Origin of the sequence: Aliivibrio sp. S10_S31, assembly GCF_014694495.1 — a bacterium.
Lineage (GTDB): Bacteria > Pseudomonadota > Gammaproteobacteria > Enterobacterales > Vibrionaceae > Aliivibrio > Aliivibrio fischeri.
The window spans coordinates 20,989-33,731 of the sequence record NZ_JAAUWR010000004.1; the positions used below are offsets into that span (position 1 = coordinate 20,989).

General features: G+C 39.3%; 11 protein-coding genes. 2 read left to right on the forward strand and 9 right to left on the reverse strand.

Annotated elements, in window-relative coordinates:
* Positions 1-10: 10 nt before the first annotated feature.
* A complete protein-coding gene (locus tag HC728_RS04440; RefSeq protein ID WP_017018334.1) occupies positions 11-1,417 on the reverse strand; it encodes a PTS fructose transporter subunit IIC in 1,407 nt (468 codons plus the stop codon).
* A gap of 174 nt (positions 1,418-1,591) precedes the next feature.
* Between HC728_RS04440 and HC728_RS04445 the strand changes: the two genes are divergently transcribed.
* Positions 1,592-2,239: a MurR/RpiR family transcriptional regulator gene (locus HC728_RS04445; RefSeq protein WP_017018333.1), complete on the forward strand. Its 648-nt coding sequence runs from the start codon at positions 1,592-1,594 to the stop codon at positions 2,237-2,239.
* Between the two features lie 140 nt (positions 2,240-2,379).
* Here HC728_RS04445 and HC728_RS04450 read toward each other — a convergent pair whose 3' ends face one another.
* The 7 genes from HC728_RS04450 to HC728_RS04480 all read right to left on the reverse strand — a co-directional run bounded on the left by HC728_RS04450 (position 2,380) and on the right by HC728_RS04480 (position 10,473).
* Positions 2,380-3,123 (reverse strand): oligogalacturonate-specific porin KdgM family protein, encoded by a 744-nt coding sequence (locus tag HC728_RS04450; protein WP_017018332.1) that lies wholly within the window; start codon positions 3,121-3,123, stop codon positions 2,380-2,382.
* 224 nt (positions 3,124-3,347) lie between these two features.
* Positions 3,348-4,733, reverse strand: a complete 1,386-nt coding sequence (menE, locus tag HC728_RS04455) for an o-succinylbenzoate--CoA ligase (RefSeq protein ID WP_190395149.1) — start codon at positions 4,731-4,733, stop codon at positions 3,348-3,350.
* Positions 4,721-5,695 (reverse strand): o-succinylbenzoate synthase, encoded by a 975-nt coding sequence (gene menC / locus HC728_RS04460; protein ID WP_190395150.1) that lies wholly within the window; start codon positions 5,693-5,695, stop codon positions 4,721-4,723. The genes menE and menC overlap by 13 nt, the downstream gene beginning before the upstream one ends.
* 75 nt (positions 5,696-5,770) lie before the next feature.
* Positions 5,771-6,637: a 1,4-dihydroxy-2-naphthoyl-CoA synthase gene (menB, locus tag HC728_RS04465; protein ID WP_012533733.1), complete on the reverse strand. Its 867-nt coding sequence runs from the start codon at positions 6,635-6,637 to the stop codon at positions 5,771-5,773.
* A gap of 5 nt (positions 6,638-6,642) precedes the next feature.
* Positions 6,643-7,437, reverse strand: a complete 795-nt coding sequence (menH, locus tag HC728_RS04470) for a 2-succinyl-6-hydroxy-2,4-cyclohexadiene-1-carboxylate synthase (protein ID WP_017018329.1) — start codon at positions 7,435-7,437, stop codon at positions 6,643-6,645.
* Positions 7,421-9,154 (reverse strand): 2-succinyl-5-enolpyruvyl-6-hydroxy-3-cyclohexene-1-carboxylic-acid synthase, encoded by a 1,734-nt coding sequence (menD, locus tag HC728_RS04475; RefSeq protein WP_190395151.1) that lies wholly within the window; start codon positions 9,152-9,154, stop codon positions 7,421-7,423. The genes menH and menD overlap by 17 nt, the downstream gene beginning before the upstream one ends.
* Positions 9,151-10,473, reverse strand: coding sequence for an isochorismate synthase MenF (locus HC728_RS04480; RefSeq protein ID WP_190395152.1), 1,323 nt, complete (start codon positions 10,471-10,473; stop codon positions 9,151-9,153). The genes menD and HC728_RS04480 overlap by 4 nt, the downstream gene beginning before the upstream one ends.
* A gap of 383 nt (positions 10,474-10,856) precedes the next feature.
* Between HC728_RS04480 and HC728_RS04485 the strand changes: the two genes are divergently transcribed.
* Positions 10,857-12,071, forward strand: a complete 1,215-nt coding sequence (locus tag HC728_RS04485; RefSeq protein ID WP_005419982.1) for a pyridoxal phosphate-dependent aminotransferase — start codon at positions 10,857-10,859, stop codon at positions 12,069-12,071.
* Positions 12,072-12,133: 62 nt separating this feature from the next.
* Here the strand turns inward: HC728_RS04485 and HC728_RS04490 are convergent, their stop codons facing one another.
* Positions 12,134-12,667 carry a dihydrofolate reductase family protein gene (locus HC728_RS04490; protein ID WP_190395153.1) on the reverse strand — a complete coding sequence of 178 codons (534 nt, stop codon included), beginning with the start codon at positions 12,665-12,667 and terminating at the stop codon, positions 12,134-12,136.
* Positions 12,668-12,743: the final 76 nt, after the last annotated feature.

A 12,743-nucleotide genomic window follows, 5' to 3' on the forward strand; every position in this document is an offset into this window, starting at 1 on the left:
CCCCTATTTTTTAAATGTTACTTGTATCTGGTTTAGTACAAAGCAATAACGCTATGGCAATAAAGCTTGAGCCAACAAATACAGATATGGTGTAACTGATAGGATCTGAAGATAAGAACCATCCCCATACGGCAGGTAAAGGCAAGCTCTGGAATACATTAAGTACAACGGCCAATTGAGTACCAATAATTGAGCCAAGAATCATTATTGGGATCATTTTCGGATTTTTAAGAATAAAAGGAATTGCCCCTTCAGAAATACCAATCATACCAAGCATTAATGATGTTTTACCGACCGTTTGCTCTTCATTAGAAAAAACACGTGGACGAAATTTGCCATCAAGTAATGCAGCTAGTCCAACTCCAATAGGGGGAATAACAATACCAAGTTCACGAGCGATTAAATCAAAACCATCCCCCATACCATTCAAACCAAGAGCAACCGAACCCGCAGCCTTATTAATTGGTCCACCAAGATCAAAAGCAGTACCTGCTGCAATCACCATAGAATAAATACCACGCCCTGCATCTCCAGCTTCGGTAAACAAATTAATCATGGCAATATTCAATGCACCAAAAAATGGGTTAATGATGTATTCCATGGTAAGCACCATTACAACACCAGTAACGGCTGGAACTAATAGCATGGTTTTTAATGTTGTAAGTTCTGATTTAACTTTGATGACATCATTAAGATAACGAACTAAATAACCAACCAGAAAACCAATTGCAATTGCTCCAAAGAAACCAGATGGTGCCCAACCTTCTAAATCAAAAAATCGTTTATATACTTCATCACTCATGATCCCACCGATAAACGCAGGGATCAGCGCTGGTTTACCTGCAATGGAATACGCTAAATAAGCAGCAAAAATTGGATACATAAATTTAATTGTCATGAAGCCTAATTTATCTAGCGTTTGAATTGGCGTTCCACTTATATCAATAAACTCCCCTGTAATCTTTGCTACTGCCATTAATAAACCACCCAAAACAACAACCGGTAACATGTAACTAATACCCGTCATAATATGGCCAATAGCAACTTGATAAACTGAACGTTTTTCTTCTATAGGTAATTCGTCTGTAGCATCTGACTTCTCTTTACCACGCTTCATTGCTGAAGGAAGTAATGTATCAACATGCTTTATTAATTCTTGAGTTCGCACCTTTAATGGATTGGTGTTATCAAAGCGTTCCATATCCATAATTGGCACATCTACAGCAAGAACAACCGCATCAGCAGTAGCAATATCATGCGTGGTAAGCCTATTTTTTACACCATCACTACCCTGTGTTTCTACTTTCACTTCATAGCCTTGCTTTTCAGCCCAACTTTGAATTTTTTTAGCGGCCATAAACGTATGAGCAATACCTGTAGGGCAAGCGGTCACTGCTACCAGTTTTTTTGTATTCATTTTTATACCCTGATGTAATCAACTTATATTCAGTATAGGGATCTTGAAGTATGCAGATACTGTTTCATCATACTATTCACGTATGACGATACATCTGTGACTCGAATCAAAGACTTTATTTACTATTTCAAGCCTAATACAACTTATTAACTTAAATGTAAATAATAGAGAGCGATGAATACTTTCCGAGGAATAGAGCGCACCATTTATGAATATTTAATTGGTCACGCGAGTGATTTACAAAATATTCCAGCGAAAACAATTGCAAACAAAGCATTAACAACGACAACTTCAGTTAATCGAGTTTGTAAAAAGATGGGATATGCAAGTTACACAGAGCTTCGCTACAAACTTTCTAATGAGTTAAATAAAGAGAGCAACTCACAGCAAAATGAAGGCAATGAGCAACAGCAAATCGCAGAGCTTGCAAATACCTTAAAATCCTCTCCCGTTGTGTACCTCTACTCTAGAGGTGCATCAATTGTGAGTATCACTTATTTATCTCGATTTTTATCTTTAGCGAATGTTCCACATTTAGTCATCACAGACATACATCAATTAACAAGAGCTGAATTAGGGACTCTACTTCTCGTTAGTAAATCCGGTGAAACAACAGCGGTGATAGATATGGCTTATAACGCCAAACGGAAGGGATTAAAGGTTCTCGGTATTAGTCATAAAGGTTCTACACTTGAACAAGCTTGTCATTTAAATATTATATTAGAAGAACAGGTAGATGGTGTTTCACTGTATGGTAGGGAGTCTCAAATTCATATTTTGCAAATTATTGATCAAATAGGTAAAGAATTGCTGACCTTTTAACATTAAAATTACGCAACTAAAAAACAGCGGTTAATCCCAATAATTAATAATAAGCGGTTCTATTAAGTAAAAACACTCAATAATATGTTTAGAATATTAGTAAAATTGGTATAAGTATAAATAACCGCTGTTATTTAACATTATAAATTCATAACAAAGCCGAGACGAATTGCATAATCATTTTCACGATTACCATTAGAATCTACGTAAGTTTCATCTACTGATACTAGCTCCATATATGGAGTCCATGTATCATCAATTTTATAATTAATCATCACGGTATGCTCCCAGTAATCATCACGACCAGTACCTTGATCAACACCATCTTGATAACGATAACGAGGATTATACATTAAACCCACATCACCAAAGCTTTTCGATACCCAAAGGTCAAATTGATTCGATGCACCTCGAGTTGTACCGCTTCCATCAAGATAATTTTTACCGTTTTCATCATTAGACCAATTGTAACGGTATCGGCCAGTCACTGAGATACCATTATCAAAATTCGTCCCTAACTTTAAGTATGGTCGGTATTCGGTCCAATTTGGTGCCGTTACCATAACTAGACCAGGAGACCAATACCAATCTTCATTAATGTTAAACTTATATGTCGCTTCAAATTCTTGAGCTGCGGCCTTCAAACCATTTTTATTAGAATCGTTTGAATCGTTTCCAGCAAAATAAGCATCGTTATGAATTTGCGCAGCCTCGGCACTGAAATAAAATCCAGTATCAAATGTATGCATAAATTTAACGCGACTATCTTTAATATCTGATGCAGTATTATTACCAAATCGAACATCAAGTTTTGTTTCGCTAGCAATTGTAGGATTTGCTGTTAGTGCAATAAGAGTCGAACAAAGTAGGGCTTTAATTTTCATTTTTGACCTTTTATAAATTATTTTTGCAAAGGATAACTGTTCATGGCCACTATATATATTCACTCTTTTCCTTGTAAAAAGTATTATCGTACAAACGGTGTATTAGGGTGCTACTTGAACATCAATCACACTTATTTGGCGAAAAAATAAAAGGAATGTGGAAATTTAAATAAAAAAAACAGTAACTCTAATTACTGTTTTAATATTTTCTTTATAAGTTCCGATTACGAATCAACCCACTCTTTAACCAATTTACGTGAAATTTTAATGCCAGAAATAAGCAAATGTTCTGGCATGATTTCATAGCGTATTGGTTGCTCAAATTTAGCCAATTTATCTTGAGTAAACTCGATTAACTTAACAGGGATTTTTCCTGTGTTTGAAACAAGAACGGCTACAGGTCGTTGTCCATACACCTCATCAAGTACATCGACCACAATCACATTATCGATCTCATGATGTGTCAGTAGCACTTGCTCTATTTTTTCAGGATGGATATTTTCGCCACCAGAAATAAACATGTTATCAGCACGTCCGTGAATATGGAGCTCAGCATTAATCACAGAACCAAGATCTTTAGTTTCAAACCAGCCATCTTCGTTCGCTACATCAATAATGCCTGAAGAGCGATAATAACCTAGAGTTAAACTCTCCCCTTTTACCCACACTTCGCCTTCTTCAATGCGTAATTCTCGATAAGGCAGAACATTCCCTACTCCCGGCTCACCATCTGCTCTTTTTGCTGTTACGGTTGAGCCCATTTCGGTCATACCATAACCAAGCCAACATTCGATGCCCTGTTTTTGCGCAGCTATTGTTAATTCGGTTGGAATAACACTACCACCTAGTAGAACACGTTTTAATGCGAGCTGAGATGTTTCACCACTATCTAAGATACGTTGCAGTTGAGTTGGAACTAACGACGCATGCGTAACACCAGCTAAATCATTCAGCAAGCCTTGCTCTGTTGGCATCACCAGCATTCCGCCAGAAAGTAACCAACGCCAAACAATAGCTAAGCCTGAAACATGAAATAAAGGCAGTGATACCAGCCAAGAATCACTGACATCAAAGTGTAACCAACTTAATAAACCAGCAGCTGAGTGTAAGTGGTTACTTGCACTGTGCGCGACAGCTTTAGGGTTTCCCGTTGAGCCTGATGTAAACGTTAATGTTGCTAAACGAGTTGGTTGCCATGTAGCTGCTACTGCGCCATATTCTGCGTTTATCAGTTGCAAATGATGCCATGTACCAGAGATGGTCTCTTGACCTTCACCAAACCAAATATGATTAGCAGCAATGCTAGTAACTAATTGGTGCAGCTGTTTGCTCGGTGTCTTTGGATTAATTGCAGCAAAGCGAGCTCCAATACGAACAGAGGCCAGCTGCAACCAAATTAATTCTATGCAGTTTTTAGCAATGCCAACAATCACATCATCACGCTTAACGCCTTGCTGAAGAAGGCCATTAGCATAACGATTGGTTTGTGTAGACACTTCACTCCATGTCCACACTTTATCGCCATCACGCAATGCAATGTCTAATTCTCGCTCTTCACTCCACTTAACCCAAGGCCAAGTCGTGAATGCTGGTGAGATCAGTTTTCCCATATCACCTCGAGATCCGCTAATTGTGCCACTGGTAAGTCGCAATTAGGCCAAGAAGTATCTAGCTGCATTTTAAACAGCTCGATAGTATCTAAACCCGGAATCGTTTCTGGTGTTTTCCAAGCAGCTAATCGTGCAAGTTGTGTTAATGCCAAACTTGATTCAATGCTTGAGCTGATCACCGCTTGCATACCTAATTGGTGCGCTTGTTCAATTAACGAAATACACTTTTCAACAGAACCGACTAATGTTGGCTTGATGACAATAGCAGCAACACCTTCTTGAGTTTCAACAGTAAAACCATCATCACGTACGGTTTCATCCCATGCGATTGCAATATTTGTGGCTTTAGAGAAAGCTAAACTCTCTTCTGGTGTAGTACATGGTTCTTCTAAGAATTCGATACGAGAACGAAATTGTGGATGTACGTAATTAGCAAATTGCTCTGCTTTCTTTGTAGTCCAGCCACGGTTGGCATCAAGGCGTAAAGAGAGATCAGAAATCAGCTCTAAAAACATATTCACAACCATGCCATCACGAATAGGTTCGTATAAACCCACTTTGATTTTGGCTATTTTCTTACCGCTCATTTCATTAAGCTTAACAACCAAGTCATCAGGATCGCCAGAACACAAAGGTGCAGCTTGGTAGTTACCTTCTTGTGGCAACTGTTTTTCAAGCTCTAACAAAGCCATGCTAAAGCCAAATGCAACTGATGGGCAGTTTGAATCAAGATCCAACTCTTCATTGTTTAACCATGATTGAGTTAATGAAATTAAATCTTCACGAGCTTGTTCTAGCGTTTCTTGGCTGAATTCAGGTAAAGGCGCAACCTCACCTCTTGCTGTATGTATTCCATCACTTAACTCAATGACCAATCCATCTCTTTGCTGAAGACGTTGTTCACGAAGAATTACTCCACTGTCCATAGGGAGTTGATATTGATAGATCTTGGCTGTTTTCATCTCTTACTCCAACCAATAAAAGAAAAAAGAGACTCAAAGGAGCCTCTAATACTTAATTGAATCTGTAACAGCGAATTATGGGTTACGAGGGAATTTATCGAAGTCTGGACGACGTTTTTCGTTAAACGCGTTACGACCCTCTTGGCCTTCTTCTGTCATGTAGAACATCATTGTTGCGTTACCCGCTAACTCTTGAAGACCTGCTTGGCCATCACAGTCAGCATTTAGCGCTGCTTTTAGACAACGTAATGCCATTGGGCTGTGTTGTAGCGTTTCACGACACCAACGAACCGTTTCTTTTTCTAGATCAGCAACAGGAACAACCGTGTTTACTAGACCCATATCCAACGCTTCTTGAGCATCGTAGAAACGGCAAAGGAACCAGATTTCACGAGCTTTCTTTTGACCAACGATGCGAGCCATATAAGAAGCCCCCCAACCACCGTCAAAAGAACCTACTTTAGGTCCTGTTTGACCAAACTGTGCATTTTCAGCAGCAATGGTTAAGTCACACATCATATGAAGAACATGGCCACCACCAACAGCGTAACCTGCTACTGCAGCAATCACTGGTTTTGGACAAGTACGGATTTGACGTTGGAAATCCAATACGTTTAAGTGGTGTGTACCGCTGTCATCACGGTAACCGCCGTAATCGCCACGAATCTTCTGATCGCCACCTGAACAGAATGCGTCTTCACCTAAACCAGTTAAGATGATCACACCGACTTTTTCATCGTAGCGTGCATCTGCTAACGCATCGATCATCTCTTTTACTGTGCCCGGACGAAATGCATTACGCACTTGTGGACGAGCAATCGTAATTTTTGCGATACCATCTGCTGATTTGTGGTATTGAATGTCTTCGTATTGCGCAGTGCAATCTGTCCAATTTACTGGAGCGTAAAGTTCTTCTTCTGAAATGCCAACAGTTCTTGCCATGGGATTTATGTCCATTGTTGTAAGAATGTATTAAGTACATGTGTAAAGCGTTCGGGCTGTTCCACATGAGCGTTATGCCCTGCCTGAGCAATGATTTGATACGTTAATTGACTTTGCTCAGCCAAGTGTTGAAATTTTTTATCTGCTTCACCGCAAATATAAAGAATTGGAATGGTGCTACGATGTAATGCATCAAGCAAATATGGTTGCTTAGCAAGTGACGTAGATCTCAACATCATTCCAATTGCGTGCCCAAGATTATCACTTCTCTTGGTTACTAAAACTTGTCTTTGCTCAGGGTTTAGTGAAGAAAACACCGCTTGTTGATACCAATTGTCTAAAACATCAACAATAGGTAGTTCTTCAAAGCGCTTTGCCCATTGAATATCATTTGCCAAGCGCAGCTGCTTTTCTTCTTCTGAAACTAAGCCAAAGTTTCCACCTTCAATGCACAGTCCTTTCACTTCTATCGAAGAAGGCAAAGAATACATCGCATGAAGATACATCGCTAATCGCCCACCCAACGAGTACCCAACAAAGATAAAGGTCTGATAAGGTGATTTTTCCAATTGTTCAACAATCAACTGGCAGCTCTGTTCAAATCCCTCATTGTGATCCAATAAGGTTAATTGACTGTTTCCATGTCCTGGAAGATCAATTAATAATACTGGATGCGTTTTTGCAACCTTTGTAGCAATGCTTGACCAATCTTTCGTTGATCCTAACAAACCATGTAAAAATACCACACAAGGTTGAGTGGTATTTTTCATTGTTTCTAATTGTTTAGAATAAAGCGGCATGCTGAATGGTCTGAAAAAGACGTGTTAGCTCTTCACCAGATTGACCTGCTGGTGTATTGATCTCAATTAAATGAATACCCTTTTCCAAACCATCGTTAATCATCGACATGGCACAGCTTAGTGTTTCTGGCCTATGATAGGACAAACCAAACATCGCAGCAGCATGGCTGAACTCTAGCTGATGAGGCATACGATAGAAATCATCTTTCTTTTTCTCATTCACGGGTAATAAATCAAAAATACCACCGCCATCGTTATTCATCACCACAACAACCATAGGTTGCGTCGCCTGCTTTAATAACGCTAAAGAATTCAAATCATAAAGTAATGACGTATCCCCAACTAAAGCAAGTAACGGTTTATCATTAGCTAACTGAACCCCAACGGCTGTAGCCACTAAACCATCAATACCTGACGCGCCACGATTGGTATATACATCCTTTTGGTTCAGCTCTCCTGTCATGTCCAATAAACGAACGATCAAGCTGTTACCAATAAACCAATCACAGTCATTGGCTTTTTGGCCTACGGTAAGCGCAAAGCTTAATTCAGATAATGTTTCGCTATTGCACGCCATAGAACGAGCCAGTGCCAATGCATTCTGTGATGCCACTTTAAGAGATTCACTCCAATGGACAGATGGCGCATGGTCAAATACACAATCTCGATCAGCAAGGCTGTCTGCATGTGTTTGACACCAAGTTGAAATATCAGCACGATAACGAACATGCGCATGACAACTTTCGTTTAATAACTCACTATGAGGATCTATTAAATAATAGGCCTGTTGGTAGTTTTTCAACCATACACCCAAACGTTTTGATACTAATCGAGCACCAAATTGCAAAACGCACTCAACTTCGGATAACAACTCAAAACACGCATTATTTTGTAGCCACAAATCGTAATGTGCACACTCTGAATAATAACCTGATTGTGGATCTGCCAATACTGGCCAACCAAGCTCTTTTGCTAACTGTGCTGCGCAATTTGCTTCTTCTAAAGAAACTTTACCGATAATCACAACCCCTTTCTTACGTGCTGTTTGCATCCAGTTAGGTGATAACGTTACGTGAGAAAAATATGGTGTTTGTTCGATATAAGAAGAAGACTTTGCTTTCCAATTCTGAATAGGCGTTAAATAATCAACAAGAAGGCTATCGTCTTTTTTACCATAAAACGGCTCAGGAAAAGGACAATTAATATGAATAGCCCCCCCCTGCTCTTGTTGAATAAAGCACGCTTGATCAAGACGACTTAATAACCACTGTGCCGGCACGTTTTGATTTGGAGAAGGTAATTGAAGCGAATGGCAAACGTGTGACGAGAAGATACCTTGTTGATTAATCGCTTGGTTCGCACCACAGTTAATCAGCTCTACAGGGCGATCAGCGGTGAGTAACACGAGTTTTTCTTTGGTTAACCCCGACTCAGCCACTGATGGCAATAAATTAGCGACAGCTGTACCTGAAGTAACAATAACAGCAACAGGATCATTGGATGCTTTAGCAATACCTAAAGCCAAAAAGCCCAAGCCACGCTCATCAAAATGGGTATGGATGGATAAAAGAGCATGTTCAGAAGCGGCAAGAGTTAGTGGAGTTGAACGCGAGCCCGGAGCGATGCAAATATGCTTTACTCCATTTCGAACTAACTCCTCAATAATTAACTCAGCCCAAACTTGATTTAGCATTACTTGCTGCTCAGGTTGCATCATGCGACTTGCGACTCCGTGATATCTGAACTCACATTAGTATCAGATTCTAATAAGGTACATAAAGTAGAAGTTTTTCTATCTAATTCGTCCCATTCACTGCTTGGCTCTGAACCTGGAACAATACCTGCACCTGCAAATAAATGAAGTTTATTACCCATAACCAAAGCACTGCGAATAGCAACACAAAATTCACTGCGCTGTTGACTCAAGAAACCAACTGCACCGCTATACCAACCACGGGCAAAAGGTTCATTATCAATAATGAAATCCAAAGCCGACATACGAGGTAATCCAGCAATAGCTGCCGTTGGCTGTAAATTATCAAGTAATTGAGAGTCACTGCATTCCGCATTAATTTCAGCAGAAATAGGACGTTTTAAATGCTGAACTTTGCGTAATTTCACCAATTCAGATGATTCTGCAACGTTCATTGAAAGACTGAACTTAGATAAACGGTGAACAATATCGTCCACTACTAAACGGTTTTCATACTGGTTTTTCTTATCAGCAATTAACCATGAGGCCAATTGATTATCTTCTTCTTCATCATGACCACGCCCAATCGTACCTGCTAACGCTTCGGTTTTAAGCGCATAACCATTACGTACATACAAACGCTCAGGAGTAGAACCAATAAAACAATGCTCGCTGTCTAACGCCATCATAAAATGAAAACTATGGCTATTTGACTGGCGACTTGCTTTTAAAAACTGAGCAGACGATAAATTCTGATCAAGCGTCAATGTCGTTTTACGAGCGAGTACCACTTTCTCAAACTGCTTATTTTCAATTGCAGTTAACGCTTTATTGACCATGTTTGACCAATCCGCTTTTTCAGGCGTATTGATACGTTGAGTTACTCGGCAATGTAATTCAGATAAATCCTCAAACTCTTCTGTCATTTTGTTTAATGTAGAGAGCAAACGGGAATTATCTTCTGACAAATTCACCATAATATTCCACGATGAACCCAAACGCGTAATTTCTACTTGAGGAAGAAAAAAGAAAGATGACATACAGCGACGATTACGTTCAGTTCGACCATCAAAAGATCGCCCCCCCCAAATACGTTGTTGAGGTGCGAGAACTTTTTGAGCGGTACTAGGATCGGTAAACGTCTTAACTTGACCCAATACTGCCACTTCTTCTTCACCGTCACGTGATTGCCAATAAAACTTAGGAAATACAGGTTGTGCTTCTAACCAATCAATTAGCTGCTCACCAATAGACCAATCCAGTTTTAAAGAAATTGTATGGGATGTTGTTGCCTGTGTAATTTGATGACGAATCGATTCAATGGCATCTTGAAAAGTGGACAAATTAACCTCTCTTGATCGTTTTCAGCCATCATGGCAACCGACTTGCACAAGCGGAATTGCTTGTTATTTCCTTGTATGAACTAGTGATTCTAGCAAAAGGTTTGTAAATAAAAAATAATTCACATCAATTGTATGTCTAAAAAATAAAACTCTTATCAAATTTTGCTTGTTTATGAAAATCTAAAACAAGAAAAGCAATACCTAAAAAATTCTTAAGCCACGCAAAAAAGGCGATGAAATTAAAAGAAGAGAAATTATCTATTTTTAGATAGAAATATGGCAGAAGATGTTTTTACATGATTTTTTTCTAAAAATTGGTTCTCAGCCTATTAGAAATAGTGTAATTTGAATCTATATCGTTTTTATATCATCAGGGTTTCACCATGCAAAATATTGGAATGTCATCAAAACTTAGCAGTGTATGCTACGACATCCGTGGTCCAGTTCTTAAACATGCTAAGCGAATGGAAGAAGAAGGCCACAAAATTCTTAAGTTAAATATTGGGAATCCAGCCCCATTTGGCTTTGACGCCCCTGATGAAATCCTTGTTGATGTGATTAAAAATCTACCAACATCGCAAGGTTACTGTGATTCAAAAGGCATTTACTCTGCACGTAAAGCCGTTGTTCAGCACTATCAGCGTCGCGGTCTATTAGATTTGGACGTAGAAGATGTTTACATCGGTAACGGTGCATCTGAGCTGATCGTTATGGCAATGCAAGCGTTATTAAATAATGGCGATGAGATGCTAGTTCCTGCTCCTGATTACCCATTATGGACAGCAGCAGTGTCACTTTCAGGTGGTAAACCTGTGCATTACATGTGTGATGAAGGGGCAGATTGGTACCCAGATTTAGACGACATTAAAAAGAAAATCACACCAAACACTAAAGGTATCGTGTTAATTAACCCGAATAACCCAACAGGTGCGGTATACAGTCGTGATTTCTTACTGCAAGTTGTCGAAATTGCACGTCAAAACAACCTAATCATTTTTGCTGATGAAATTTATGACAAAGTACTTTATGACGGTGCGGTTCATACTACATTGGCAACATTAGCACCTGATATCTTAACGGTGACATTCAACGGCCTATCTAAAGCCTATCGTGTATGTGGTTTCCGTGGTGGTTGGATGTTCTTAAACGGTCCTAAAGATCACGCTCAAGGTTATATTGCTGGGTTGGATATGCTTGCTTCAATGCGCTTATGTGCAAACGTACCGATGCAACATGCGATTCAAACAGCGTTAGGTGGTTATCAAAGCATTAATGAACTTCTGCTTCCAGGTGGTCGTTTATTAGAACAGCGTGATAAAGCGTATGACCTCATCACCCAAATTCCTGGTGTAAGTTGTGTGAAACCAAAAGGTGCAATGTATCTGTTCCCTAAACTTGATCCTAAGATGTACAAGATTAAAGATGATCAGAAGTTTGTGCTAGATTTCTTAATCAAAGAGAAGGTTCTACTAGTTCAAGGAACTGGCTTTAACTGGCCAACACCTGATCACTTCCGTATCGTGACATTACCACGAGTTGATGATCTAGAAACTGCGATTGGTCGTCTAGAGCGCTTCCTACACACTTACAAGCAATAAATTGTTCTTGTTATAAAAATTCAAAAGCCTGCTCACTTGCAGGCTTTTTTATGCAATAAATATTAACGCTCACGTACAAAGTGGTTCTGAACAATCGCACTAAGGAAGGTTTCGCTCTTCACAAACTTAAAGTTTAGCGGTTGTTCTAAACCAGCAAATAATGGTGAGCCTCCACCTAACAGCACAGGTATCGTGGTAATAATAAGCTCATCAATCAAGTCCTCTTTTAAAAAGTTTTGGATAGTCACTCCACCATCGATATACAAGTTTTTAAAGCCTTTAGCATGAATCTCATTAAGAACCTCTTTCAACTCACCCTTAACTAAAAAGACTTTGTCTTCATACCCTTCAGGTACAGAGGTCATGGTATTACTCAGAACAAAAACCGGTTTTGAATAAGGCCACTCAACATCAAAACTTAATACCATATCCAAAGTATTACGTCCCATCACCATGGCATCGATACGTTCAAAATGTTCGATAAATCCCATAGAGTTCTGATCTGGATTTGGAATCGCATGTAACCAATCAAGGCCTCCGTTTTTATCTGCAATATAACCATCTAAACTTGTTGCTATAAATACACTGTTTGACATGCGATACCTCGATTCTTATTTGTTAACCGTCTTTAACTTGGCTTTGATTATTTCTTTCTATATAATTATTCTACAC

Coding starts and splice junctions, on each gene's coding strand:
- menB (WP_012533733.1), bottom strand. CDS start 6,637: ATGGCAAGAACTGTTGGCATTTCAGAAGAAGAACTTTACGCTCCAGTA.
- menC (WP_190395150.1), bottom strand. CDS start 5,695: ATGAAAACAGCCAAGATCTATCAATATCAACTCCCTATGGACAGTGGA.
- menD (WP_190395151.1), bottom strand. CDS start 9,154: ATGATGCAACCTGAGCAGCAAGTAATGCTAAATCAAGTTTGGGCTGAG.
- HC728_RS04440 (WP_017018334.1), bottom strand. CDS start 1,417: ATGAATACAAAAAAACTGGTAGCAGTGACCGCTTGCCCTACAGGTATT.
- HC728_RS04485 (WP_005419982.1), top strand. CDS start 10,857: ATGCAAAATATTGGAATGTCATCAAAACTTAGCAGTGTATGCTACGAC.
- menH (WP_017018329.1), bottom strand. CDS start 7,437: ATGCCGCTTTATTCTAAACAATTAGAAACAATGAAAAATACCACTCAA.
- HC728_RS04445 (WP_017018333.1), top strand. CDS start 1,592: ATGAATACTTTCCGAGGAATAGAGCGCACCATTTATGAATATTTAATT.
- HC728_RS04490 (WP_190395153.1), bottom strand. CDS start 12,667: ATGTCAAACAGTGTATTTATAGCAACAAGTTTAGATGGTTATATTGCA.
- HC728_RS04450 (WP_017018332.1), bottom strand. CDS start 3,123: ATGAAAATTAAAGCCCTACTTTGTTCGACTCTTATTGCACTAACAGCA.
- menE (WP_190395149.1), bottom strand. CDS start 4,733: ATGGGAAAACTGATCTCACCAGCATTCACGACTTGGCCTTGGGTTAAG.